Raw genomic sequence first — 26,673 nt, forward strand, 5'->3', positions numbered from 1 at the left:
CGGGATATGATTAATAGACGAGATATATGAAATAGAATGGATAAGCCCAGGACAAATATTGAGTATAATATGCTGATGAATATGACGGGAGTCAGTGTCAGCAAACATTTATTGGATGAGTATTTTACCCTTTTATGGGCGAATGATTCCTATTACAAGTTGACCGGTTATTCCAAAGAAGAGTATGAAGCCCTTTACCATAACCGGTGCGATTTGTATTTTGCCGGACATGAAATGGCATGGAATACTTTGGGGCAAAAGGTGTATGAAGCTGTAGAAAAGAATTTGAACGGGTATGAAATAGTTCTTCGGCTGCCGGTGAAAGGCGGGGAGAGATGGATAAAGATTTCTGCAACTTTTACCGATCAGCTTCAGGATGGCATCCCCGTTGCCTATACTGTGATGACCGATGTGGAAGAGCTTATGCAGGTTCAACTTGAACAGACGATTGCTTACGAGAATCTACCCGGTTTTATTGCCAAGCACAGGCTTTTGCAGGATGGTAGCTTCACTTTGATAGAAGCGAATGAAAAGTATATGAATTTTGCCGGTGCCGATAGGGAGGAATTCGCTTCTTTCTCTCCTTTTTCGCGGTTGGATGAAAAAAGCAAAATCGTACTGAACGAACATATTCCGCTTATGCGTGAAGGCAAGCCGGTGCATTTTACTGTACAGTCAAAAGACAAAAAGGGTAATGATGCCTGGATACAGTTAAATGGCGAATGTGTAGGTTGGGAAGGGAATGATCCGGTTTACCTGATTGTATATATAGATGTAACAGATATTACCGAACAGCGTGAGTTACAGAAAAAACTGGAAGAACAATCCCGGAAACTGAAAGAAGCTCTCGAATCGGCAGAAAAGGCGAACCAGGCAAAATCCGATTTCCTTGCCCGCATGAGCCATGATATCCGTACTCCCATGAATGCAATTATGGGGATGACGGCAATAGCCCGTGCCCATGTGGATGAACGGGAAAAGGTGAGCGATTGCATGGAGAAAATCAGTAGTGCATCCAAGCTATTACTTAGTTTGATTAATGAGGTACTGGATATGTCGAAAATCGAGAGTGGCAAACTGACTCTTATTGATGAGGAATTTAATATAGGAGAACTTCTGCAGGAGCTTGTTTCCATGATGCAACCTGAAATCAGCAGCAAGCAGCATACTTTGGATGTTCGTATTTTGAATTTGCAACATGAGAATGTGATAGGAGATACGCAGCGGATCAAGCAGGTTTTGATGAATATTCTTGCCAATGCCGTTAAGTATACCCCGGAAAATGGTATGATCAAAATAGATATCGAAGAAAGAGATACAAAGGACGGAGTAGCACATTATATATTTGTCTTTGAAGATAATGGACGGGGTATGAGCCCTGAATTTCTGGATAAGATATTTTTACCATTTGAGCGGGCAAGCGACAGGGAAATTCGTAATATACAGGGAACCGGGCTTGGCATGACAATCAGCCATAAAATTGTGGAGATGATGGGCGGGAGCATTAAGGTTCAAAGCGAATACGGAAAAGGCTCACGTTTTACAATCGATTTGCCGATGCGTTATCTGGCGAAGGTATCGGATGAAAAGATAGGAGTTGACGGGCTTCGGGTCTTAGTGGTGGATGATGACGAGGTTGCTTGCCAGAGCACTTGCAACTGTTTGCTCGAGATCGGCTTGGAATGTGACTGGGTATGTTCCGGTAGCGAAGCCGTTTCTTTAGTCCGCCAACGCTATCAGGAGAACAAAGGCTATTTTGCCGTGATTATGGATTTGATGATGCCGGAAATGGATGGGATGGAAACCACCCGGCAAATCCGGGACATTGTAGGAACAGAAGTACCTGTTGTTATCCTTTCGGCGTATGATATAGAGGAATATGAGGCAGCGGCAAGAGAGGTGAAAGCAAATGGTTTCATTATCAAGCCTATCTATAAATCAAAATTACTTCAGACTTTGAAACGCCTTATTGACGGGGAAGGCGAGCAGGAACCTGCCGGTTTGTTCAAACTGTCTGATGCAGATTTCTCCGGTAAACGGATATTGCTGGTTGAAGATAATGAACTGAATCGCGAGATTGCAGTGGAAATTATCGGTTCTACGGGAGTCGATATCGAAACGGCGGCCAACGGTCAGGAAGCGGTCGAAATGGTATCATTGTCGCCGGAAGGGTATTACCAAATGGTTTTGATGGATATTCAGATGCCGGTAATGAATGGTTACGAGGCTACACAGCGGATACGTGCTCTCGGCCGGAAAGATAGCAAGACTTTGCCAATCATTGCCATGACGGCAAATGCCTTTTCTGAAGATGTTGTTAATGCTTTGGAGTCGGGAATGAATTATCATCTTGCCAAGCCAATAGATATTTCCGCATTGATGACAGTTTTAAGTAACTATTTATAAAAGGTAAATCCGGATAGTAACTATTGCCGCTCGAATAAACTATTGGATTTTTTAATGGAGATATATGTTTTTTTCAGTCTTCATTTCTGTTGTATAACTATTGGAATAGGTTAATTTTGTGGGTCGATGAAAAAAATAGTGGTATTAATAATAGGATTGGCATGCTGCATGGCTGCCTGTCATATGCAGGCAAAGGAAAAAACAAAACAAAGAAAGGAAAGTAAAATGGAAAAGATGAATGAAATATATCTTGCCGGCGGTTGTTTTTGGGGAACGGAACATTTCCTGAAGCTGGTGAGGGGAGTGGAACAAACAAAAGTAGGTTATGCAAACGGCCATATCGAAAATCCTACCTATAAACAGGTATGTACGGATACGACAGGTTTTGCTGAAACGGTGAAAGTCGTATACAATCCCGAAGTCGTTAAACTGTCTCTATTGTTGGATTTGTTCTTTAAAACGATTGACCCTACCAGCCTGAACCGCCAGGGAGGCGATATGGGTACACAATATCGTACCGGTATTTATTATACCGATAAAGCAGACTTGCCGGTTATTGAAACGGCTCTCCGCGAACTTGCCAAAAATTATGACAAACCTCTGGTTGTGGAAGTGAAGCCTCTGGTTAATTTCTATCCGGCTGAAGATTACCATCAGGATTATCTGGATAAGAATCCCGGCGGTTATTGCCATATTCATCCGGGATTGTTTGAACTGGCAAAAAAGGCGAATGCTGAAACGGTCTATCAGAAGCCGGATGACGCAACTCTTCGCCGTACCCTTACGGACGAACAATATGCCGTAACCCAGAAAAGCGCTACCGAGCGTCCTTTCCAAAACGAATACTGGGATGAATTCAGGGAAGGTATCTATGTGGATATAACCACAGGCGAGCCGTTATTTATTTCTACGGATAAATTTGAATCCGGTTGCGGTTGGCCCAGTTTTTCCAAACCGATAGATAAGAGCCTGATAGAAGAAAATACGGATACATCGCATGGCATGGTTCGTACGGAAGTCCGCAGTAAAACCGGAGATGCCCATCTGGGGCACTTGTTTGAAGATGGTCCTGTAGATAAAGGCGGGCTGCGTTATTGCATCAACAGTGCTTCGCTCCGGTTTGTCCCCAAAGAGAAAATGGAAGCGGAGGGGTATGGCAAATATCTTCCGTTGCTGAAGAAATAAGGATTCGCCGGGTACACTTTGCAACCGGGTTGCATTCCGGTCCGGCTATCTTTGCATTAGAAATAATAACAAAGAGATATGGATATGGAAAAGACAACAGGTTGCAAATGTTGCACGATGAAAAATGTGCAGGTAAATGAGAGCCGGGAGGAAGCAAGCCTGTTCAGTGAATATTGGAGAATCGTATTGTCGGCAGTCATGCTGATTGCCGGAATTATACTGAATGCCACAGGAATTGCCTTTTTCCAAGGTGATTATGTGGCTTTTGTTTGGTATCTGCTGGCTTATCTTCCGGTAGGTCTTCCTGTTATAAAAGAAGCGTTTGGGAGTATGGCTCGCAAAGATTATTTCAGTGAGTTTACGCTTATGTCTGTCGCTACCATCGGAGCATTTTATATCGGAGAATATCCGGAAGGGGTGGCTGTGATGCTGTTTTATGCAGTAGGGGAAATGTTTCAGGATAAGGCAGTGGACAGGGCCAAACGCAATATCAGTGCCTTGCTGGATGTGAGGCCGGAGAAGGCTGCGGTGGTGAGAGATAGTAATCTTGTAGTGGTGAATCCCCGGGATGTCCGGGTAGGAGAAGTTATCGAAATTAAAGCAGGCGAACGGATTCCTTTGGATGGTACGATGCTGAGTGAAGTCGCTGCATTTAATACTTCGGCTCTGACAGGGGAGAGCGTTCCGCGGCATATCAGAAAAGACGGGGATGTACTTGCCGGAATGATTGTAACGGATAAGGTAATCTGGATAAAAGTAACCAAGCCTTTCGACAAAAGTACGTTGGCACGTATTCTGGAACTGGTGCAGGACACTTCGGAACGTAAGGCGCCGGCTGAGTTGTTTATCCGTAAGTTTGCCCGTATTTATACACCGGTTGTTATCGGGTTGGCTGCCTTAATCGTGTGTGTCCCGTTTGTCTATTCGCTGGTAAATCCATTGTTTACATTTTTATTTAATGATTGGTTGTACAGGGCTTTGATTTTTCTTGTGATTTCGTGCCCGTGTGCATTGGTGGTAAGTATTCCGTTAGGATATTTCGGAGGGATAGGTGCGGCATCCCGGTTAGGTATTTTGTTTAAAGGTGGTAATTATCTGGATGCCATTACCCAAATCAATACGATTGTTTTCGATAAGACCGGTACATTGACCAAAGGAATATTTGAAGTTCAATCCTGTATATCTATCCGTGTTCCTGAAGAAGAATTGACACGCCTGGTAGCTTCTGTGGAACAGGGGAGTACCCATCCGATAGCTAAAGCTGTGGTAGGTTATGCGGAAAAGCTTGGGGTAGGACTTGTCCGGGCAACCGATATATCGGAAATTGCCGGTTGCGGTCTGGAGGCAAAGATAGAAGGAGTGAGGGTATTGGCCGGAAATCTCAGGTTGTTATCAAAATATGGTATCGCATATCCCGAAGAGCTTGCGTCTATTACCGAAACAATTGTGGTTTGTGCGGTTGGGGAGGAATATGCCGGATACCTTTTACTCTCAGATTCCCTGAAAGAGGATGCCTGTACTGCCATCGAGAACCTGAAACTATTAAATATTAAAAACATTCAGATATTATCGGGGGATAAACAGAGTATTGTTAGTAATTTTGCCAAAAAGCTGGGTATAACAAAAGCCTATGGCGATTTGCTTCCCGACGGAAAGGTTGAGCATATAGAAGCTTTGCGCCGGGACGAAAGTAACCGGATCGCTTTTGTTGGAGATGGTATAAATGATGCTCCGGTACTGGCTTTAAGCAATGTAGGGATTGCAATGGGCGGACTTGGCAGCGATGCGGCAATTGAAACGGCGGATGTCGTTATACAAACCGACCAGCCGTCCAAAGTGGCGACAGCCATCAAAGTAGGGAGACTGACACGCCGGATTATCTGGCAAAACGTATCATTGGCTTTTGGTGTGAAACTGCTTGTCATGATATTAGGAGCCGGTGGTATGGCAACCTTATGGGAAGCTGTATTTGCCGATGTGGGTGTTGCGCTTATTGCCATATTGAATGCCGTACGGATACAAAAAATGATAAAATAAGAAATCTATGGAAGAACAAACCTGTCTGGAAATGCTTGCCAAAAGGGAGATACATCCTACGGCAATACGGATATTGGTACTCCGGGCAATGATGCAGGTGAACCGTCCCGTATCGTTGCTGGATTTGGAGAACGTGCTGGATACGGTGGATAAGTCAACGTTGTTCCGCACAATAACTTTATTCCTTTCCCACCATTTGATACATAGTATAGATGATGGTACAAAGTCTTTGAAATATGCGGTGTGTGAGAACAATTGCACTTGTGCCGTAGAGGATTTGCATGCCCACTTTTATTGCGAGAACTGTAACAGAACCTTTTGTTTAGAAAATATGCCTGCCCCGGTAATGGATATGCCGAAGGGCTTTACTCTTACAACTATCAATTATGTATTGAAAGGACTTTGCCCGGATTGCAGTTCGAAATCGTAGCGGAGAAATAACAAAAGTATGTTTCGGAACTGTGGTTTATGTATTTCGAAACTGTTTTTATACGCTACAGCTAAAAAGCCATTTGGGATTAAATCCGGATTGTATACGTTTGCAGTGTAATACAATCGATTTACATGGTTTTAAAGTATGGAAGAATTGGTTTTTGAATAATCTTAACTTTAACTGTTTTTTTAGTATAGATGATGATATTTTGCAAGATGAATTAGATATTAAAATCTATACTTTTACTTACGATGTGTGTTTTCAGGACAAAAGGAAAAGGTCCTGTTAGTTCATGGTTAAGGCGGAACGTCCGGGGTATAGAACAGCCTCGGACGTTCTTTTTGTATGTAAGTGAGAGAGTAGGCGGTATAGTTAGGATAATAGTAATGATGCTTCGGATAGATCTTTTGTTAACTTCATAATTGTTTTTGTACGCTACAGTAAAAATCTTACTCCTGGGAAATATTAGTTTGTATATGTTTGAGGCATAAAATGATTTTTTAGAGTACGAATAAAACAACTATGTTAAAAGTAAAATTTGGAAGAATTATGGAACAAAAAGAGATTAAAACTAAAACAGGTAGAGTGTTGTTTTGTGCACTATTTGTATTAGCAACAGTTTTTACAGGATGTTCAAAGCATGAAGATTTATCAAAAGCAGCAAATGAAGAACTTGTTACAAAATCATTCCCTACGGGGACAGAACGGGATGTTTATATCAGTATAGAAAATCAATCCAAACAAGAGGATTTAACGCTCCAGTTTTCTTCCCATTTGGAACATATATGGGGACATTATAAGTATTTTTGCAAGTCTGATAAAGTATGGAAGGATTTCAGCGGAGGATCTATAGGAGATCCGACTACTTATAATTATATAAGCAAAGAGACCACTTATTCTCCTACATTTAATGCAAATTATAAATTTGAAGGAAGTTCGGCAAATGACTGGATGCAGGAAATTTTGATTGGGGTGAAAGAAGACGATCAAATTAGATTAAAAATAGGAAGTACATCTGAAGCTAATTGTGGTGATTCATATTCGGAAATTCTATGGAAAAAAGAAGGAACGCCGGTTAAAGTTGAAGTGAAAAACATAGGTGAAGGCAGACCGGATGGCAGAGGTTCCTGGAGTGTGTACTATAAAATGGTAGTTACTGATGCGGATCCTGTGAAAAAACCGGAGGTGATAGATTATACGGCTAAAAAGATAGAAATAAAAACATCTGGAGATTTACGTTGGGTTGCAGAAGTAACAAATGTTGGTGACCATGATTTTGATGGTTATAACTATAATGGTTTTAAAGGTTGGACGTTGGAACAAACACAAAATATTGATTTATTCGGATGTGAATGGATACCGATCGGAAATTTAAATAAGGCTGAATTTAAAGGAATATTTAATGGAAATAAGCATAAGATTGAGAACATAAATGTATCTTCTTCTCTTGGTACTGGTATTCTGGGACTATTTGGGGCAACTCTGCATGCAACAATAAAAAATGTTATCTTGAATTCGGGGAGCATATGTAATGAAGACCGTATAACCGGGTCTATTGGGGGTATAATAGGGTATGCTTCACAAAGTCAAATTATTGCTTGCGAAAGCAACGCATTTGTAACCGATCATAAAAAATCTCATACAAATAGAGTCGGGGGTGTTGTCGGATCTCTTTCAGGATCTATTCTATTAGCATGTGAGAATAATAGAGGGAAAGTATCAGGTTGGGATGTCGGAGGAGTAGCTGGCCGTTGTTTTCATGGTTCAAGTATAATAGGTTGTACAAATAGAGCTGATATAGAGGGACAGAACTGCGGTGGAATAGCTTTTGAATTAGCTCAAGGTTCCATAGCTGTTTCTTGTGTCAGTCATGGATTTATTGCATGTGCAGCAGAAGAAAGTGTGTACGGATCTGTTTTTGCCATAATGAGTGACTATGATGTAAATAGAACAAAATATTTGTATAGCACTATTCAAAATGATCAAAAAGTTGCAGGTAGGGATGATGGCAATAAAGGATGGAATTTAAAAGGTTGTGAACATTTGGAAAACAAGGTAATAAAGAATTTAGACGAAATTAATTCGGCAATTGCTGAATGGAGTGCTAATACTCCAGCATGTACGTCAAGATATAAATTTGTAGTACCTTCTGACGATTTTTTCATAAAATGTGTTGAATATTAAAATGCAAATTGAACTATAAAAGAACGTCCGGGGATAGAACAGCCTCGGACGTTTTTAGTATATCTGAATCTGCCTTTTCATACCGGTTATCTCCTTGCAGCTCTTTTTTATATCGCCAGCATTTAATGGCATCTTGTAAGGACTTGTCCGGATTATCGGCAAAGAAATCTCTTATATAGGTGTTGTATTCAAATTGTTGCCCGATGGTTGTTTTTCCTTTTTTCTTTTCTTCCTGAATTTGGTGGTATGCTTCGATGGCATCCAGGTAAGTCTTTCCTGCATTGCTTTTCAGCCATTTCTGGAAAGCGACATTAAATGAAAAGCTTTTGCCTATAATCTGTTTGAAAAAGTTCCGGTGTTTTTCGGAACATACGAAATCCCGTTCTATTTCTGTTTCTTTGGTGATGTGGACAATAGGGCTTGGTTGCTTGTGGGACTTATAGGAGATTCTTGTTTTTTGGCCTGTTTCGAGGTAAGTGGCTATCCTTTCGGTTAGTTCGGTTTTACTTCCGGTTGTTTGCAGCCCTTCCTTCCTGCAAAAAGCAGCCAACTCTTCCTTCAGGTAATAATAGCTTCTGAAAATACAGCTATCCATATTTCTTTCTAAAACCGGTTTGTTATTCATTTCCTGAAAAATTGCTTATTGAGGTGGCAAATATAGCCGGGTTTTGTTTAATTTAAATCATCTAAGAACAAACAATCGGCTTTAAAAGCGTATATTTGTCATCCTATTTATTAAATATAGTGATAATATCACTGAAATTTAAGATTATCAATGATGATGATGGCATCCGGTACCTCTCAGGTAAAAGCAGAGAATATAAGTGCTCTCCATGTAAAAGAATATAAACTTCAGAATGGACTGACTGTTTGGTTGAATGAAGACCATAGCCAGCCAAAAGTCTTTGGAGCAGTTGTTGTAAAAGCGGGTGCAAAAGATAGCCCGAATACCGGGATTGCCCATTATTTCGAGCATATGATGTTCAAGGGGACAGATAAAATCGGAACGGTTGATTATGAATCGGAGAAAGCGCTTCTCGACCTTATTTCGGATAAGTATGATGCCTTGGCTACTACTGAAAACCCTAAAGAACGTACCCATCTGTTGAAGATAATAAATGATCTGAGTGTGCGTGCAGCCGATTATGTCATACCGAATGAGTTCAACCGTTTGATTACACAATATGGCGGTTCCGGACTGAATGCCGCAACTTCATACGATGCAACCGTTTATTTCAATACGTTCTCTCCACAGTATATGGAACAGTGGGCGGAAATCAATAGCGAACGTTTGTTGAACCCGGTATTCCGTTTGTTCCAAAGCGAATTGGAGACTGTGTATGAAGAGAAAAATATGTACGGAGATTTTATCGGAAGACAGGTAATGGATACTTTATTATCCCGTTATTTTGCTCCCCATCCTTATGCATATCCTATTATCGGAAGTACGAAATATTTGAAGAACCCGAGCCTGAAAGAAATGCAGAAGTTCTTTGAAAAATACTATGTCGCTCCTAATATGGCATTGATATTAAGTGGAGATTTTGATACGGAATCAGTGATACCTATCATAGATAAGACATTCTCACGTGTTCGTACAGGTGATATGCCTAAAAGGGCTACAGTTACACTGCCTCCGTTCAATGGGAAAGAGAAGATGAAAGTCAAATTTCCTATTCCTTTTATGAAGGGATTGGCTCTCGGATTCAGAGGGGTTCCCGCCAATCATGAAGACCAGGTTGCGCTTAATATAGCGGTAAATCTACTGAACAATGCCAACGGTACAGGTTTTCTGGATAAGTTGATGGTAGACCGTAAACTGGTAGGAGCCATGGCCTTGAACCAGAGTATGAATGATGCCGGGATTCTGGCTGTGGCAGCGATGCCCAAGCCGATTATCCAGTCGTATTCGTCTGCTGAAAAAATGATTTGGAAGGAGATAGACCGTGTCAAGAAAGGTGATTTTGACGGTGAGCTGTTCAGCAGCCTGAAACTGGAACAGAAACGTATGACCCTTTCGGCGCTGGAAGATATCGATTCCCGTTCCCGGGTACTGATGGATTTGTTTTCACAAGGAAAAGATTGGGATACGTATGTGAAATATATATCGGAAATCGAATCGATTACCAAAGAAGATGTGATGCGTGTGGCCAAGAAGTATTTCAGCAAGAACTACCTCTGTGTGACAAAAAGCACCGGAAAGTATCCAAAGGATGAACTTCCAAAGCCCGATTTTGCCCCGGTTGTCCCGCAACATATGGAGGCGGTTTCGGATTATGCCAGGAAGCTGGAAGATATACCCGTACAGGAAGTGAAACCCCGTCGTCTTGATTTTGAGAATGATGTGCAGACTATACGCCTGACTCCAAATGTTACGCTTTATGCTGCCCCTAATCCGGTCAACGATATTTTCTCATTAGAAGTATCTTATCGGATTGGATATCTGGAAGAGCCGGCACTTGTACCGCTTGCCGTCTATTTGCAATACCTGGGTACGGATAACCTGACATTCGAGCAGTTCCGTACACATTTACAGGCAATAGGGAGCACTGTTACATTTGAAGCTACCCACGATAATTTCATCCTGAAAATTGTCGGTTTCGACAATCATATAGAGGAAACCTTGGAGCTTGCCTCCGGATTTATCAGCCAAGTGAAAGCCGATAATAAGAAGATGAAACCGGTCGTAGATGAAGCAGAGATCGCCCATAAGTCTTTTTTCAAGTCAAGTGATAATATCGCCTATGCTTTATTGGAAAAAGTCAAATTCGGCGACCAGTCTTTCTACTTGAAAAAAATCCCTTACAGGCAACTGAAAAAGATGAAAGGCAAGGCTTTGCTGGATACCTTCCATAAAGTACGGAGAATGGCCTGTGACATACATTATTGCGGTACTTTGCCTGCAGATAAGGTGTCGGAACTTCTTTGGCAGAATTTCCCCCTGGAAGACGTAGACATCCCTGTTGTTTTGCCTTATTCCCGTAAATTGAAAACGTATGATAAACCTACTGTTTTCTTTTTTAATATGCCTACCGCTGTACAAAGTGTAGTTTACGGATATGTGAAAGGCGATCAAGTGGATGATTCTTATTCGCGTCATGTGGCACCTTTGTTCTCTGCTTATTTCGGAGGGGATATGTCGTCTCTTCTTTTTCAGGAAATCCGCGAATTTCGTTCGTTGGCTTATCGTACCAGCGCACGTTTCAAGCTACCATCCAAAATCCATACCGGATATGAAGGATGTCTGGATGCCATGCTGTCCACTCAGGCAGATAAGACTGTGGAAGCTATGGGTGTCTTGGATTCCTTAATCCGTGAAATGCCTTTGAAACCGGAACGTATGGAGACCTTAAAACAGACGCTTGTCAACCAGTTCAATAATGATTATCCTTCTTTCCGCAACTTGTCAGGGCGGATAGCCAACCTCCGCATAAACGGTTTTGAATATGACCCGGTGGAAGAATTATTGGAAGATATAGATAAAATGAATATGCAGGATATAGCCGGGTTCTATCAAAAGCAGATAAGCGGCCGTCCTGTTATTTATATGGTTGTGGGTAATGCGAAACGAATTGATATGGAACAGTTGTCCAAATTTGGTACCATAGTAAAGTTGGAAAGAAAGGATATTTACAATTAAACCGGCATAAAATATACTTCATTTCCCTGATTTCATTTCTAATATTGAAAGATATATGTATTTTTGAAGCGGATAAAAGAAAAGGAGAAGGGGTTGCATTCATTGCAACTTAAATTGTTAGATAAAAATACACGGGAAATGGGATGTGTTCGATTATTGGCATTAACCACACTGGATGGTTATATATCAAATAAAGAAGGTTTAAGAGAATGGGGATTAAACCGGGATGCCTATGGGATAACAGATTTGTATGAAGGGGCGGATTTTATAATATCCCCGGAAATGTCTGCCAGTGATATTACCAGCATATGCGATTCACGGGAAGGCTATTGTTTGCTGGAGGTAACTCCGAAATCCGTATCTATGCTTAAAGACTTGTTTAAGCATAAGGTTATAAATGAAATCATATTATATGTTTTTGGATATATGTCAGGTAGTGGCATCAAGTTGTTTTCCGAAGATATAAGTGTTTCCTCCAACTGGGAACTGAAAGAATGCAAGTCCTATAATAAGGAGATACTGCGTTTGCATTATGTCCGTACCAGTTAAAAAATAAGATATATATTTGATAAGAAAGGTGAGGGATGTGTCAAAAGCATATATTAGGGAACGCAGACTACGCAGACAGAGCGCAGATTTACGCAGACCATATTTTTTCAATAAATAATCTGCGTGTTCTGCGTAATCTGCGTTCAGTAATAGCTTTTTGACACATCCCCTACCTTTCAATGTATTATACTACATGTGCATTTTACCCATTAAGTCCTGGAGCTTTCCTGTATCCGGAACATTAACCAGATAGAATTTTTCGCAACTGCCGGCGCCGTACTGGCAATTTACTTTCCCAAAGTTATCGGTCTTTTTAGAGGGATTGTTGCCATCCATGCGTAGGTATACATTCGGGAATGCAGCCGATTCAATCGTGTATGAACCATCTGGTTGTTCATGCAATTTGAAGTGTTCCCATGCGTCCGCACCGAACTGGCAGTTTACCAGACCGGCTCCGGCTCCTGCAAATGAACGGATGCCATTGCCAGCCAGGCGAAGGTAAATACCTGGGTAAAGAATCGATTCGAAGGCTACGGCGCCATCATTTCTTTGATGTACTTTGAACTGGCCTGCTGCATCCATTGTTGTCTGGCAATTGACAGTACCGGCACCCGAACCAAGAGGTTTGCTAATGCCTTCGCCAACCATACGGAGGTAAATTTCTTTGAAAGCTACTGATTGGATAAGTAGCGGTTTTGAAAAATCAACTTTCTTCATCATAATTATACTAATTAAATCCTACTCTTTCTTCGGCTTTTCGGAAATCGCCGTGTTTAATTTTTATAAGCTTACAAGTGCAAAGTTGAAAAGCATGCAGTGGAAATGCCAATTAAATATGCGGATGGATACATTTCCGGTACAGGTTGAAAGGAGATGCCTGCGAGTGGAAAGAAATGATTGAGGCGATGCAGGAACGATTTACGAATCGCCCGGTTCCATTCTACAGCATGACCGGAATAACCGGTGCATCGTTCTCTTCATTACTATTGATTTTATTAAAATAGTCGGGCGCGACGATATGTATGATACGTATTTCCTTACATTCGGGAATATATACTTCCAGAACGGCAAATACTGCATCTTTGTCGGCTGTTTCATTCCCTTTGATACGGATGCGGATCTTTGCATCGGCGGAAACATAGGTACAATCATAATTGTTTTCTGTTGGTACGGTCATGCCCGTAATATCCGTGAATACTTCGCGCGGGCGATCGCCATTGGTAGTTACCACCACCCATTCATTCAATTCATAACTTTCCATCTTTGTGGCCTTGATGTTCTCGTCGTCATAGAAATAAGACCTGAACTTATTAATCACTTCCGAACTTGTCCCGCCGGATGTTGTTTCATCCTTTGTACATGCAGTGGCAAAAAATGTAAATATCAGTAATGTATAAATTAAATGTTTCATAACTGTCTGTTTTTATTGATAATCTATGTTTATAAGTAATGTTATTTTACTCGAATTTGTTTACCGGAAAATGCATTATTTATCCACTGTTTATCCGTTTGCTATTGCTCCCTAAAAAACGGAAACGGCTGAATACCGCCTGCCTGAAACCTGTACCGATTGTAAATCCTTTTCTCCGAAGGTCTTTAATCGTATCTGTGCCAGACATTTTTTTCTTTGGAATGCATATTACTCCGTGCGGATGGTTCCGCCGGTGAAAGAAATGAAAGGCTGTTGGCAAGTCTAAAATGTTTTTTTACCCGGATAATCAGTCGTTTTACACGGACAAGCGAACCGTTCCGGTAATATTTTTTTCGTAGTAATTCTATAAATATAGCTTTGTATTGCAAATCAGAAATAATGAACAAATACAAACTCGAATGAAACAAATGAAAAAAAAATGTATTTTTATTGCAGCTCTGTTCTTTGCTGTCAGTTGCTGTAAGCATTATGAAATTCCGTCCGGTTATTGGCAAAGTAGGGAGGGGAAACCGGTACTTCGTATCAGTAAAGATTCTTTAGGTACCCGGTCGGCTACAATTTACCACCGGATTGCCAGGGATGAACTCTGCCCACTTACTTACCCTATTGTAACAAACAATACTGGAACCTACATACAAGCGGAAGGACGCATATTTTTAACTTATAACCCTGAAGACAACACCCTTTTTTTATCTCCGGGAGGTAGATATTACCAGCATACAGACTCTATTATAACAAACAAGTAAACGACTCGAAAAGAAAGAAAAAATGGATACGAAAGAAAAAAATTACATAATTCCTGACTGCCACGTTGATGATGGCTTTTTTGTGCGGACAGGGGAATTTCATAGCAAAATATTATACAAAGATATTTTGTGGGTAAGTGCGAGTAGTAATTATACGGATATTCATTTACTGAATGGAAAGGCAATCTGTGTGATTTATCCTTTGGTGAAAGTGGAAGCCTTTTTGCCTGCTACGCTGTTTATCCGCATCCACCGGTCGCATATTATCAATATTCGGGCGGTAGACCGTTTTATCGGAAACATCCTGTATATTGGTAAACAGCGTCTGGACATCAGCCGGCCTTACCGTAAACTGGTCTTTTCCTGTTTCGACATACTGGAGGAACGGAAAAGGCCGTTTACCGGGGAAACCGAGTAAGCCGCACGGGTAATCCTGCACTTCCGATAATTAATTATCCGTGGGGTGTATCTCTCCGTAGTTTTGCACCGTAAGCTTACAGAAAAAACAAAATTATTTATTCATTAAAAACAAAATTGATTATGGCAGTAAATGATGCTCCGTCGAATATTGCATCCAATGCATTATCGGCAATACCTTTTAGTTCTATGATTGGCGGTCCGTTGAACGCTTGTATCGAAGCACAGGCTATGGCGGCTAAAACAACCTGGGATTTTATCCAGGAAGTAGGTTTGAACACCAATCCGGATACAGGTGAGAAGACGGCGGTAAACGTATCTTTCTCTTTCATGCAGGGCGGACGCATGGTACAGTTGAATGTGCCGTTGCTTACAATTGTCCCTATTCCTTATATCGCTATCCATAGTATCGATATCAACTTCAAGGCAAGTATCTCCGCTTCTTCATCCAGTGTCAGCGAAAACACCGAGAGCACTTCAAAAAGCGGAAGCCTGGAAGCCAGTGCCGGTCTGAAAGTGGGTCCGTTCCATATGGATGCCAAGATAAACGGAAGTTACTCATCCAAGAAAGACTCCAAAGCAACCGAGGAATCCAAGTACAGTGTGGAATACACTATGGATATTGCTGTGAAAGCAGGCCAGGACAGTATGCCTGCCGGTCTTGCCAAAGTATTGGAATTGCTGGGTAGCGCACTGGATGTTTCCGATCCGGCTGGTGTGTTGGAAGTAAATGCAACCAAGCTGAAAGCTACGCAGGAGTTGATAGCAACCTATAAGAATAAGGATGGTTTGCTGGCACCGAAAGATATTAAGATTTACAAAGCCAAAACAGACGGAACAGATAATGGAGAGGTTATAATTCCTCAGACAGCGTTTGTCGGCGATAATCTGGTATATGCACTCGGTGAGGGTACTTACAATGTGAAAGCGGGTGAAAAGGTTATTAAAGTAATAGTTGGCGAAACAGCAATTGGTGGTGGAACGACAACTGATGGTGAAACGACAGGTCACTAAAATAGTAGGTTAAGTATAACATTTGATTGACAATTAAAAAACTCATATTATGGCTCAGTTAAGTTCAGTAATCGGTTCGATATTACGGGATATTATATCCGCCCAACACGAAGCAAATCTCTACTCCCTGGCTCTCAGTGAGTCGTACGGCAAAGGCGGGAAGGTGAAAGATTTCCAACTGCCGAATGTAATGGTAAGCGATATGGAACTCGAAATGAAATACGGTGTGAAAAGCGCATCGGAAAGTCAGCAACAGTTTAATATTAAGTACAGCAAATTCCGGCAATTCCTCAAAGAACTTTGCGAGGAAACAGCAAAAGTGACGATTAGCAGTGTTGTGTCTACTGTAATAAACTCAGATATCGACCGGAATGAAAGTGACAAGCATTTCCTTTTTCGGCTGAAGAAAGAAGTGGCACTTCAAAAAGAATTTCTGGCTTTCCTGAGCCGCAATATGAGAAATTCTTTTCGTTCCAATATCTATGAGGCGGTAGATGCTTCCAATGGTGCGGTGAAGACGGATATTGTTGTAGCCAAACTGATGGACGTGGTTCGCAAAAAGTTCCTTTACGACACGGATTTGGACAACTTGTTTGCCGGTAACGACGGTGCCCGGCTACGTGAAGAAGCAGACCAGAATGCACAGAAGGTAATCGGCGCACTGGTGGAGAAACTGTCCAGGGACGCCAATTTCAAGAAACTGAAAAGTTTCCCCCAACTGGATGTGGCTGTTACAGCCGACGAACTGGCAAGTATGCCCGAAGAAGCGATCCATACCTTTAAACTGAAATTCAGTCCACGTACTTATAACATCAACCAACTGGATGAAGAAGAACTGACAGAAGATTTCGTCATGCAGTAAAAATGTAGTTGAATTATGGAAGATAAGAAAGTAAGAACAACCAGCAGCCAGGTGATGGAACTGCAACAACTCATAGCAGGCCCCCTGATTGCTACCATAGAAGCGGACTCCTTATCCGCCCAGAAGTATCTGGACTACCTGATGAGGATTGCATTCGAATCGTATGATCCGGCAACAGGCAAAACGGGCAAAATCCGTACCTTGACCTTCACCTATACCTCGCAGGATGTGAACGGAAGTAAGAAACAAAGTGTCAGTATCCCGGTACTGACACTCGTACCGCTCCCTTTGCTTCAGGTACAGGAAGCCGATTTCGATTTCGATATCAAGATTTTGGATGCCTTGTCGGAAAGCGTGGAAGAGAAATTTTCGCTGGAAGAGGGGAAAAGCCTGGGCGACCCGTCCGGCAACGGTGGAGGATTCAAGCTACGTGCTTCCCTGGCTCCCAAACAAGGCGAAGGTTCCGCCACAGGCAATATCCAGCAAAGCCTTTCGGCAAACATGAAGATTAAAGTGAAGATGAAACAGGCCGATATGCCTGCCGGACTATCCAACTTATTGCACCTGACGGCAAATAACCTGCAAGTGGAAGATGTGGAAGCCGAAGATGTAACCGGGGAAGGAGGTGAGTCATGAGCAGCATGGAACAACACGCCCAACAGCAGAAAGTAGGAATGAAATGCCCGCAATGCGGAGCATTCATCGAGACTACTATTTTCCAGTTGCTTACCGCATCTGCCCTGCAATGTCCCGAGTGCCATCTCAGGTTGTCTATCGACCGGATGAAATCCCGTACGGCATTCGACGCCCTGCGTAAAGTACAGCTTGCACAGGACAATCTGGATAAAACAAGTAAATTCAACCGATAAGCTGCCGTATGAATTTCAAGCAATTACTCAGGAAGGTAGCCCGTAAGATACAAGCCGTATTTAAAGGTGGGAAGAAGGAGGTACCGTTGGTTCCGGACATAAAACCGGAAGAAGGGAAAGTAGAAACAGCCGATGTGGAAGAGGTAAATGCACAGCCCTTGTCCTATATCGATAGTCTCAAAACTGTCCTTCTGGATAAAAGACTGAAAATCCATAGCCGTAGGCATCCCGATGTCCGCCTGTTCCCGGTAGAGAACTTTACAGACACCTACCGCTTCCTGCTGCGGATATGCAACCAGCGGTTACTGACCTTCCGCTATGTATCCGGATATTTCCATTGTTCCGTTTCTTTGATGGAAAACGAAGGCAAGCTGGAACTAACAGACCGGGTTGGCAACCGGAAAGGCGGGACTATCGCCGTATTGAAGATAGATATCGACGGGATTTCCCCGCAGGTTAAAGAAATCAGATTTGTTTCAACTAAAAAGAATCAAGAAAATGAAAACGATAAAAATAGGTGATTCGGGCGAAGATGTCCGTTACTTACAGGAACTTTTACAAGGGCAGGGATACGCTGTCCACGAGACAGGTACATTTGACGAAGAAACCAAAAATGTTGTCATCAAATTCCAGAAAGAAATGGGACTGGATACCGATGGCATCGTTGGCTACCGTAGCTGGGAAACCTTGATGTTTACCGGAAGGAAGACCGGCGAACGGCTTACGAATGATGATTTTGTCCTGGTGGCACACCTGCTCGATGTGGAAGTATCGGCTCTTAAAGCCGTACAGGAAGTGGAAACGGGAGGGCGTGGCGGTTTCTTTGCTCCCGGCAAACCGGCAATCCTTTTCGAAGGCCATATTTTCTGGAGCCAGTTAAAGAAGAAAGGCATAGCACCCGAAAAGCATGTGCCCGGCAATGAGAATATCCTGTATCCGAAATGGGAAAAAGGACATTATAAAGGTGGTATTGGCGAATATGACCGTTTGGAACAAGCCCGTAAAATCGACCGTGAAGCTGCGGATGCATCCGCTTCCTGGGGAATGTTTCAGATTATGGGTTTCAATTTCGCAGCTTGTGGCGAGAAAAGCGTGGCGAGTTTTGTGAAAGCTATGTGTGAAAGTGAACTTAAGCAATTGCTACTCTCCGCCCGCTTTATCAAAGCATCGGGAATGCACCAGGCTTTACAACAGAAAAACTGGGCTGAATTTGCCCGCCGTTATAACGGTCCGGCGTATGCACAGAACCGTTATGATGAGAAATTGGCGGCTGCGGATAAAAAACATTCTGCCTGTTAACAACAGTTTGGCTGTTTCTACGTTTTCTTCCATCTTTTGATAAAGAGCAAAATAAGCAGGAGTAAACAAAAGATACCGCCCGCCAGTCCTATAGGAAAGGGACGGAGGATAGTAGCTCGGGTTTCCAGGCTACTATCCTTTTGTTGCATATGGGTACTGGCTACGGATTGTGTGCGGAGGGTATCTGCCGTTAGTCCCGTTTGCCGGTAAGCGGTCAGGGTAGTGGTTATATCCTCCGGATATTGCCTGCCCGAACTGTCGGGCAGGGAGAGCCGTACCTGTTGGTTGTATTGTAGCAGTTGTCCTGTATACTCTTTCCTTTGGTGGAACAGCAGGCTGTCTTTGCTGAGTATATCGGAACGGAAATTTGCCGTTTGTTCCGTCCGGTGCCGTTTTCGTATCGAGCAAGCCGGTACGACAGACAAACAACCAGCGAGGCAAACGGCAAACAACCGGTAGCTGCATCTTGGATTCTGTTTATTTCTTTTCATGATGCAGGTATCTGTATTTGTACGTATAATCCACTCCGAATAATGCGCCGGCAAAAGTAGACACTTCTCCGAACCCGACCAGAACCGAACTGTCTATCTTTCCGGACGGACTGCACCAGAATCCCATAAATAACAGTGCGATTCCCGCCAATGTGAGTATGACTGCCATTGTTAATTGGCAGACAAACGGGTACTTCGTTTTTTTACAAGTCTGCATACTCTTCCTCCGCATTAAAACAGGGACATGCCTTGTTTGCTCCTAAGTCCCTGTGTCCGCAAATCCGGCAACCCGGGAAATGGGCGGTTAACATTAATAACAGGATACGGATCGCTTCTTTCTGTTCTTGTGTACGGGTGTCGGCAGGCTGTCCGCCGGAATCGAGCCCGCCTTCGTAACAAATGCCGATACTGTTCCGGTTGAACCCTTTGGCATGTGCCGGAATCTCTTCCAACGGACGCATCGGTACGATTTCACCTGTACGACGCACGTAGTAATTATATCCGGCACATCGCATCCCGCGCGCCTGATGGTCGCGTACCAGTTGTTCGGGAGTATAAGCTCTGTCTTCGCGGCTTGCCGAACAGTGTAAAACAATCAGATTAATTTTTCTCATAACTTAACTATTTAAAAGTGATGGTTAAAGATAGTCTGTGCTTACGTGAGCCTGTCGTCAGGTGTGGTTGAAGGTTGGCTGATACGGAAATTCAACGAAATAATTATGTATTGAAAGTTAGATATTTTGTTTTTATTCGTTTACGGACTTTGCCATCCGGAGTATTTTCTATAATTTTCCGCCTTTATTTGGTTGTACCTGTTAAAAGACAGGAGTAATGTTCTTTTTATGGAAATGTGGGGCTGTTTAAAATAGAGATAGAGATGAAAAAATCAAAAGCAATTTCGGTAATGGTTCTGTTGATGGTAATGGCAGGATGTACAGGGAGAAACAAACAATTTACGGATGATGTTATCACAGTAGATGTGAACGCAAGCTATCCCGAAAGGGAATTAATTCTTCAGGATATTATGGATGTGGAATACGTTCCATTAGAGACCACCGACGAATTTATTACCCACGGTTATGTCGAATCGGTCGGCAAGCATTTCTTTTTAGTAAGAAACCGGAACGACGGGGATATTTTTATCTTCGACAGGACAGGCAAAGGCATAAGGAAGATAAACCGTTTAGGGCAGGGCGCCGAGGAATATTCGCAGCTTACGGAGATTATCCTGTATGAGGATAACGATGAAATGTTTGTCAAAGACAATCCGGCAAGAAAAATACTGGTGTACGACTTATCCGGAAACTTTAAGAGAAGCTTCAAATTCGCAAATACCGGTTATTATAACTACCTGTTCAACTACGATCGCAATCATTTGATTTGTTATAATAGTTTCCCGACCCCGAAAGAAAACGAGCAGGCATGCCATTTACTTATTTCCAAGCAGGATGGGAGTGTAGCCCGCGAAATCCGGACGCCTTTTAAAGAGTTTAAAACCCCGGTGCTGACAAAGGATGAATTAACCGTAACCCCCGAATTTTACCTGACATTCCCGAATCATGGGGATTGGGCGCTTGTGAATACCTCCTCCGATACGATATACAACTATTCGGCAGACAACAATTTAACTCCCATTATTGTAAGGACCCCTTCCATATCTACAATGGAGACGGAAGTCTTTCTTTTTCCTGTTGTTATTACCGACCGCTATTGTTTTATGCGGACTCAGAAAAAAGAATTGAACTTTACCACGTTTAAAGGTTTCCCCACTACAGATTTGGTGTACGACAAGCAGGAAAAGGCCTTGTTCGAATATACCCTGTACAATGCTGACTACACAAACAAGGAGCAAGTCTCCTTAGGACAAAAAATAAATGGAATTGTAAACCAGGAAATCGCAACTTGTTATCCTTTAGAAGCCCCTGGACTTGTCGAGGCATACGAAAAAGGACAACTGACAGGCAAATTGAAAGAGATAGCCGCCGGATTGGATGAAGAATCAAATCCTGTGATTATGCTGGTCAAGTACAAGAAGTGACTTCTTGTTTTACTTTTTTTATTATTAGCTGCTTTTCCTCAAAAGTATACTCCATTAAAGAATATACCCTTAAATTTTTTTGTTTGATTTTGGGCGGTACAGGTGTGCCTTCTCTCATAATGGACTGGAAGGTAGGTGTATAGACGTGTCTCCGGATATTCTGGAACACATAGGGTGATGGTTGGCAAAACTTGTATCTCCTAATTATTTAAGGTACTATATCGTCTGGGTTTTTGAACATTTTGATATCCCGGATGATTTATCTACTTAAAGTATTTATTTATACATGGCGACAATCAAAGTAAAGATTCGCCTTTCTTCAGTCGAAGGGAAGGAAGGCACATTATTTTATCAAGTAATTCATGGCCGGGTGGCGAGGCAGATAAAATCCGGTTATCGGTTGTTACCCACCGAATGGGACGAGCGCTCGGAAAATGTTATTCTCCCGTTATTAGATGCCGATAGGAAAAACTATCTGCTCAAACTGAAAAAAAATGTGACAGAGGATATTCTCCGGTTAAAATATATTATCAGGAAACTGGAATGCTCGAAGGATACGTATACTTCCGACAAAATAGTGGAACTCTATCATGACAGGACAGCGTCGGAGGCAGGCGGGTTCATCTCTTTTACCGAGAATCTTGTGACGGAGTTGAAACGGATCGGCAGAGTTCGTACCGCTGAAACTTATACGACAGTCCTGAACAGTTTCATGCGTTTTTGGGGAAAACGGGACGATATCCCGTTAGACGGAGTGGATTCCAGTTTGATAGTGGAATATGAAACCTGGTTACGGGCAAAGGATATTTGTCCTAACAGCTCCTCGTTCTATATGAGGAATCTTCGTGCTATTTATAACCGTGCCATTGAAAAGGGACTGGCACAACCTCGGAATCCGTTTAAACATGTCTATACCGGTGTGGACAAGACCGTAAAGCGTGCCGTACCTTTGAAGGTTATCCGGCAGATACGGGAATTGGATCTGACGTTATCCCCATCTGCCAGTTATGCCCGCGATCTGTTTATGTTTTCATTTTATACCCGTGGAATGTCGTTTATCGATATGGCTTTTCTTAAAAAAAAGGATTTGCAGAACGGCATATTATCGTACCGCCGTCATAAGACCGGACAGCAATTGTTTATCAAATGGGAGAAACCCATGCAGGAGATTATAGACAAATATGATACGGGAAATACTCCTTATCTATTGCCGATAATCATGGATACCGGCAAGGATGAAAGGCGGCAATATAAAAATGCAGCACACCTCGTTAATGAGAAACTGAAACAATTAGGTATCCAACTGCTACTGGATGTCCCGCTCACAATGTATGTGAGCCGTCATTCCTGGGCAAGCGCCGCTAAAAGTAAGAATGTTCCTTTGTCTGTCATCAGTGAAGGTATGGGGCACGATTCGGAGAAAACTACCCGTATTTATCTCGCTTCTTTGGATACCTCGATAGTGGATAAGGCAAACAGTCTTATCCTGAAATCTTTGTAAACAATGAAAAACTAATGGATAGAATATTGTATGATTCCGGGTTTTCTTTTTAAGAGAGGTATTACAGTATACAAAGATATGCAAAATAAAGCAAATTGTATTTTTTTTAGACTGATTTTTTTCCGGAAAAACACGAAAATGTTGTGTAAATCAACAGCTTTGTTATACAAAATCTATATGTGAAGAAACGATATGTCCTGATTTTCCAGCTATTTGAAACGTCCTGTTTCTTATCCTATTTTTCTTAAAAAGAGATATAGCAAAATATAGTGAACATAACTATATGATTATGAAAAAATAAGCCATAAAAATATCAGCCCCATCGCTTGTCTACAATAGGTTCTGGATAAATGATGGGGACATCATATCAGGATGTGTAATAATGATTCTAAGTATAGATGGGAAAAACAAATTTGAAATTGTATGCAGTTTTGCTTTTAGGCTTTTTCTGTATGAAAGCACGTTGTCAGGACGTAGCAGTAAAAAGTAACCTATTGTATGATGCGGCAGCAACGGTAAATGCCGGAATAGAAGTCGGGCTTGCTCCAAAGTGGACATTTGATGTCTCGGCCAACTATAATGGCTGGACTTTTTCTAACGGCAAGAAGTGGAAACATTGGCTATTACAGCCGGAAGCACGTTATTGGTTTTGCGACCGTTTCGCCGGACATTTTATCGGTGCCCATGCTTTGGGAGGTCAGTACAACATCGGTAATTTGAAAAACAACATCTCTTTTCTCGGTACGGATTTTTCTAATCTTTCCGACAAACGCTATCAGGGGTGGTTTGTGGGAGCCGGTGTTGCTTATGGCTATGCGTGGATATTGAATAAACATTGGAATCTGGAGGCGGAGTTCGGTTTCGGCTGGCTTTACACCCGCTACGACAGTTATCCCTGCGCCAATTGCGGCACGAAGCTCGCCGATGGCAAATCGCACAATTACTTTGGTCCTACGAAGGCAGCAATCAATCTGATATATCTATTTTAATTCTTGCAGATTATGAGTATGAATAAGATAACAAAAATACTTTGTAGCAGCCTGTTTATCCTGATTTGTATAACGGAAGTAAAGGCTCAAACAATTATGGGTGGCAATGTAACGGTGTCCGGCCTTGCCGTATCCCGTTCGGGAGACAAATTGTTTGTCTCGATGGATATAGATGTCTCGAAATTGAAAGTGGAAAGTAACCGGGAGGTTATCCTCACACCCGAATTGTCCGAAAAAACGGAGAGCCTGGGGTTGCCTTCAGTGATGGTTGCCGGTCGCAACCGCTATTACCATCATCTTCGCAACGGCTTGCCTGTAGAAGATATGACGCTTTATCAAAGTGGTAAAATTTCGGTTGTCAACTATCATGCTGTGGTTCCATACACAGCTTGGATGAACCGGGCGACACTTGTCATGAACAACGAAACCGGCGGTTGCTGCAGTGAAGTGCTTTCCGGAGACAATGAACCGTTGCTCGCTTTCCAACTGGAACCCAAACGATTTGTTCCGTCCTATGTATATATCTGTCCGGAAGCTGAGCAGAAAATTAATCAGTTGGAAGGTTCCGCTTATATCGATTTCCCTGTCAGCCGTACGGAAATATACGAAAACTATCGGCGGAATCCAGCTGAGTTGCAGAAAATACTTGCGACGATCGATGCAGTGAAGAAGGATGCCGACACACGCATTATCTCTGTAAAAATCAAAGGGTATGCTTCGCCCGAAAGCCCGTATTCCAATAATGAACGCCTGGCAAAGGGACGTACCAAGACGCTGAAAGAATATGTGCGTAAACAGTATGATTTCCCTGATTCCTTATTCACCACCGACTATGAGCCGGAAGACTGGGGCGGCTTGGAACGTTACGTAGCGGGGTCGAACCTCGAAAATAAAACAGGCATTCTGGATTTGATACATAGCGATATGGAACCGGATGCAAAAGAATGGAAAATCAAGACAACCTTTCCTAAAGACTACGCTTTCTTGCTGAAAGAAGTTTATCCCGGTTTGCGCCATTCCGATTATGTCGTGAAATATGAGGTACGGACTTATACTGACGTGGAAGAGATAAAGCGCCTGCTGAAGACGCAACCGCAAAAGTTAAGCTTGCAGGAAATGTACCTGGCTGCTCAGGATATGGAACCGGGCAGTGATGAATACAATGAAACATTCGAGATCGCCGTGCGCATGTTTCCCGATGATGAGGTGGCTAACCTGAATGTAGCGAATGTGGCTATGAGCCGTGGCGACATGAAGAATGCCGGACGTTATCTGTCGAAAGCGAGAAATTCGCCGCAGGCTGTTTATGCCCGGGGCATTTATGCGGCCTTGGCGGAAGATTATGATTTGGCAGAGAAACTCTTCACGGAAGCAGCCCGGAAGGGACTGGCTGATGCGGAAGCAGCACTTCGCCAGATAGAGGAAATCAAACTTTGATAGAATAATATAAGGATTTTGTTCATTCCATGTCAATAATATTGAATTCTAAATGATATAAGATGTATAATAAAAAACGAAATATAGTTTTACGTTTCATCAGTACCCTACTTGGTACGGTTCTGGTGAGCCTTGTCTTTTCATCGTGCGAATCAATCTATGAAGATATCGCCCCATGTCCGCATGGCGTGTCGCTTCGTTTTATTTATGATTATAATATGGAATATGCCAATGCATTTCCCGAAAAAGTGGACTGTCTGACACTTTTGGTTTACGATGATAAAGGCAATTATGTGGATATCCGTATTGTAACAGGTACGGAGTTGCAGGACGAAAATTATCGAATGGTACTGGACCTTGAACAAGGGAATTATCATTTTGTAGCTTATGGCGGTCTGGCATGCGACAAGCACTCTTTCCATATGAACCATACCCCCGGCGAAGGAACACAGTATACCGATTTACGGGTGGAAATGGATCCGGAATGCCTGACGGTTCCCGAACGTAAGAATTTGCATGGCCTGTATTGGGGGGAACTCGTCCTCGCTACTTCCGACTTTTACAGCGAGGGAGTGGTCGAGATGATGAAAAACACCAACAACATTCGTATCGTATTGCAGCAAATAGATGGTAATCCGGTTAATGATAAGGATTTTGATTTTGAAATTACGGATGACAATACGTTGTTCAACTACGATAATAACTTGCTTGAAAACGGTATGGTGACATATACTCCCTGGTCACAAGGGCAAGTAGGGCTTATTGATGGTGGGAAAGAAGCCGTGGGGGCTTATGCAGAACTGTCCACATCGCGCTTGATGGTACGCGACTGGCATTCACCCAGGCTGATTATCCGTTATAAGGCGAGTGGGGAGGAAATAATCAATCTCCCCCTTGTCAACTGTTTGCTGATGCTTAGAAGCAACCTGTATGCGCATATGGAACCGCAGGAATTCCTTGACCGCGAAAGTGAATGGTCGATGGTATTTTTCTTAAGCTCGGATCTTGAATGGACTAAAACCATCATTAAGATTAACAATTGTGATGTGCGTCCTTATACCGGGATCGAGCTTGACCCAGGTTTCGGATTATAGAAACAGGAGACTCCGGATGAACCGGGTATATAAATAAATTACTTATACAG

Annotated in this window: 27 protein-coding genes; 20 read left to right on the top strand and 7 right to left on the bottom strand. The window is 42.5% G+C overall.

Annotation, left to right across the window (positions count from 1 at the left end):
* The first annotated feature begins 36 nt into the window (after nt 1–36).
* From ACGE0T_RS07685 to ACGE0T_RS07705, 5 genes are all read left to right on the top strand, one after another.
* A complete protein-coding gene (locus ACGE0T_RS07685; RefSeq protein ID WP_459189946.1) occupies nt 37–2,406 on the top strand; it encodes a hybrid sensor histidine kinase/response regulator in 2,370 nt (789 codons plus the stop codon).
* 183 nt (nt 2,407–2,589) lie between these two features.
* Complete coding sequence (gene msrB, locus ACGE0T_RS07690; protein ID WP_459190437.1) at nt 2,590–3,591, top strand: peptide-methionine (R)-S-oxide reductase MsrB; 1,002 nt, start codon at nt 2,590–2,592, stop codon at nt 3,589–3,591.
* Between the two features lie 117 nt (nt 3,592–3,708).
* The gene (locus ACGE0T_RS07695; RefSeq protein ID WP_459190438.1) at nt 3,709–5,628 is read left to right on the top strand and encodes a heavy metal translocating P-type ATPase; all 1,920 of its coding nucleotides are present in this window, start codon (nt 3,709–3,711) and stop codon (nt 5,626–5,628) included.
* A 7-nt stretch (nt 5,629–5,635) separates the two neighbouring features.
* Nucleotides 5,636–6,058, top strand: coding sequence for a Fur family transcriptional regulator (locus ACGE0T_RS07700; protein WP_459189947.1), 423 nt, complete (start codon nt 5,636–5,638; stop codon nt 6,056–6,058).
* A 525-nt stretch (nt 6,059–6,583) separates the two neighbouring features.
* Nucleotides 6,584–8,245 (top strand): hypothetical protein, encoded by a 1,662-nt coding sequence (locus ACGE0T_RS07705; RefSeq protein WP_459189948.1) that lies wholly within the window; start codon nt 6,584–6,586, stop codon nt 8,243–8,245.
* A gap of 13 nt (nt 8,246–8,258) precedes the next feature.
* Here the strand turns inward: ACGE0T_RS07705 and ACGE0T_RS07710 are convergent, their stop codons facing one another.
* On the bottom strand, nt 8,259–8,870 hold the full coding sequence (locus tag ACGE0T_RS07710) for a DUF6434 domain-containing protein (protein ID WP_459189949.1): 612 nt from the start codon (nt 8,868–8,870) through the stop codon (nt 8,259–8,261).
* A gap of 150 nt (nt 8,871–9,020) precedes the next feature.
* Between ACGE0T_RS07710 and ACGE0T_RS07715 the strand changes: the two genes are divergently transcribed.
* Both ACGE0T_RS07715 and ACGE0T_RS07720 read left to right on the top strand, forming a co-directional pair.
* A complete protein-coding gene (locus ACGE0T_RS07715; protein ID WP_459189950.1) occupies nt 9,021–11,885 on the top strand; it encodes a M16 family metallopeptidase in 2,865 nt (954 codons plus the stop codon).
* A gap of 138 nt (nt 11,886–12,023) precedes the next feature.
* Nucleotides 12,024–12,434: a hypothetical protein gene (locus tag ACGE0T_RS07720; RefSeq protein ID WP_459189951.1), complete on the top strand. Its 411-nt coding sequence runs from the start codon at nt 12,024–12,026 to the stop codon at nt 12,432–12,434.
* Nucleotides 12,435–12,623: 189 nt separating this feature from the next.
* On the opposite strand, the gene ACGE0T_RS07725 is transcribed toward ACGE0T_RS07720, so the two are convergent.
* From ACGE0T_RS07725 to ACGE0T_RS07735, 3 genes are all read right to left on the bottom strand, one after another.
* Nucleotides 12,624–13,154 (bottom strand): fibroblast growth factor, encoded by a 531-nt coding sequence (locus tag ACGE0T_RS07725; protein ID WP_459189952.1) that lies wholly within the window; start codon nt 13,152–13,154, stop codon nt 12,624–12,626.
* 220 nt (nt 13,155–13,374) lie between these two features.
* Entirely contained in the window at nt 13,375–13,845 is a 471-nt protein-coding gene (locus ACGE0T_RS07730; protein ID WP_459189953.1) for a hypothetical protein, read from the bottom strand.
* A gap of 79 nt (nt 13,846–13,924) precedes the next feature.
* Nucleotides 13,925–14,053 carry a hypothetical protein gene (locus ACGE0T_RS07735; protein ID WP_459189954.1) on the bottom strand — a complete coding sequence of 43 codons (129 nt, stop codon included), beginning with the start codon at nt 14,051–14,053 and terminating at the stop codon, nt 13,925–13,927.
* Nucleotides 14,054–14,264: 211 nt separating this feature from the next.
* Between ACGE0T_RS07735 and ACGE0T_RS07740 the strand changes: the two genes are divergently transcribed.
* From ACGE0T_RS07740 to ACGE0T_RS07775, 8 genes are all read left to right on the top strand, one after another.
* A complete protein-coding gene (locus ACGE0T_RS07740) occupies nt 14,265–14,612 on the top strand; it encodes a DUF3876 domain-containing protein (protein ID WP_459189955.1) in 348 nt (115 codons plus the stop codon).
* Nucleotides 14,613–14,634: 22 nt separating this feature from the next.
* On the top strand, nt 14,635–15,030 hold the full coding sequence (locus tag ACGE0T_RS07745) for a LytR/AlgR family response regulator transcription factor (protein WP_459189956.1): 396 nt from the start codon (nt 14,635–14,637) through the stop codon (nt 15,028–15,030).
* A gap of 122 nt (nt 15,031–15,152) precedes the next feature.
* Nucleotides 15,153–16,043, top strand: coding sequence for a DUF2589 domain-containing protein (locus tag ACGE0T_RS07750; RefSeq protein WP_459189957.1), 891 nt, complete (start codon nt 15,153–15,155; stop codon nt 16,041–16,043).
* Between the two features lie 49 nt (nt 16,044–16,092).
* Nucleotides 16,093–16,905, top strand: a complete 813-nt coding sequence (locus ACGE0T_RS07755; protein WP_459189958.1) for a hypothetical protein — start codon at nt 16,093–16,095, stop codon at nt 16,903–16,905.
* 15 nt (nt 16,906–16,920) lie between these two features.
* Nucleotides 16,921–17,541 carry a DUF2589 domain-containing protein gene (locus ACGE0T_RS07760; protein WP_459189959.1) on the top strand — a complete coding sequence of 207 codons (621 nt, stop codon included), beginning with the start codon at nt 16,921–16,923 and terminating at the stop codon, nt 17,539–17,541.
* Nucleotides 17,538–17,774 carry a hypothetical protein gene (locus ACGE0T_RS07765; protein WP_459189960.1) on the top strand — a complete coding sequence of 79 codons (237 nt, stop codon included), beginning with the start codon at nt 17,538–17,540 and terminating at the stop codon, nt 17,772–17,774. The genes ACGE0T_RS07760 and ACGE0T_RS07765 overlap by 4 nt, the downstream gene beginning before the upstream one ends.
* A gap of 8 nt (nt 17,775–17,782) precedes the next feature.
* Nucleotides 17,783–18,295: a hypothetical protein gene (locus ACGE0T_RS07770; protein ID WP_459189961.1), complete on the top strand. Its 513-nt coding sequence runs from the start codon at nt 17,783–17,785 to the stop codon at nt 18,293–18,295.
* Nucleotides 18,273–19,073: an N-acetylmuramidase domain-containing protein gene (locus ACGE0T_RS07775; RefSeq protein ID WP_459189962.1), complete on the top strand. Its 801-nt coding sequence runs from the start codon at nt 18,273–18,275 to the stop codon at nt 19,071–19,073. Before ACGE0T_RS07770 ends, ACGE0T_RS07775 begins: the two co-directional genes overlap by 23 nt.
* Nucleotides 19,074–19,090: 17 nt before the next feature.
* Here ACGE0T_RS07775 and ACGE0T_RS07780 read toward each other — a convergent pair whose 3' ends face one another.
* The 3 genes from ACGE0T_RS07780 to ACGE0T_RS07790 are packed head-to-tail and all read right to left on the bottom strand — an operon-like array spanning nt 19,091 to nt 20,178.
* Complete coding sequence (locus tag ACGE0T_RS07780; protein ID WP_459189963.1) at nt 19,091–19,564, bottom strand: hypothetical protein; 474 nt, start codon at nt 19,562–19,564, stop codon at nt 19,091–19,093.
* Nucleotides 19,551–19,796, bottom strand: a complete 246-nt coding sequence (locus tag ACGE0T_RS07785) for a hypothetical protein (RefSeq protein ID WP_459189964.1) — start codon at nt 19,794–19,796, stop codon at nt 19,551–19,553. The genes ACGE0T_RS07780 and ACGE0T_RS07785 overlap by 14 nt, the downstream gene beginning before the upstream one ends.
* The gene (locus ACGE0T_RS07790; protein ID WP_459189965.1) at nt 19,768–20,178 is read right to left on the bottom strand and encodes an N-acetylmuramoyl-L-alanine amidase; all 411 of its coding nucleotides are present in this window, start codon (nt 20,176–20,178) and stop codon (nt 19,768–19,770) included. Before ACGE0T_RS07790 ends, ACGE0T_RS07785 begins: the two co-directional genes overlap by 29 nt.
* Before the next feature lie 263 nt (nt 20,179–20,441).
* On the opposite strand from ACGE0T_RS07790, the gene ACGE0T_RS07795 reads away from it, so the two are divergent.
* From ACGE0T_RS07795 to ACGE0T_RS07815, 5 genes are all read left to right on the top strand, one after another.
* Nucleotides 20,442–21,602, top strand: a complete 1,161-nt coding sequence (locus ACGE0T_RS07795) for a 6-bladed beta-propeller (protein WP_459189966.1) — start codon at nt 20,442–20,444, stop codon at nt 21,600–21,602.
* Between the two features lie 286 nt (nt 21,603–21,888).
* Nucleotides 21,889–23,103, top strand: a complete 1,215-nt coding sequence (locus tag ACGE0T_RS07800; RefSeq protein WP_459189967.1) for a tyrosine-type recombinase/integrase — start codon at nt 21,889–21,891, stop codon at nt 23,101–23,103.
* Nucleotides 23,104–23,501: 398 nt separating this feature from the next.
* On the top strand, nt 23,502–24,092 hold the full coding sequence (locus tag ACGE0T_RS07805; RefSeq protein ID WP_459189968.1) for a DUF3575 domain-containing protein: 591 nt from the start codon (nt 23,502–23,504) through the stop codon (nt 24,090–24,092).
* 18 nt (nt 24,093–24,110) lie between these two features.
* Nucleotides 24,111–25,529, top strand: a complete 1,419-nt coding sequence (locus ACGE0T_RS07810; RefSeq protein ID WP_459189969.1) for a DUF3868 domain-containing protein — start codon at nt 24,111–24,113, stop codon at nt 25,527–25,529.
* Between the two features lie 62 nt (nt 25,530–25,591).
* The gene (locus ACGE0T_RS07815; RefSeq protein WP_459189970.1) at nt 25,592–26,623 is read left to right on the top strand and encodes a FimB/Mfa2 family fimbrial subunit; all 1,032 of its coding nucleotides are present in this window, start codon (nt 25,592–25,594) and stop codon (nt 26,621–26,623) included.
* Nucleotides 26,624–26,673: the final 50 nt, after the last annotated feature.

The organism is Parabacteroides sp. APC149_11_2_Y6, assembly GCF_054506995.1.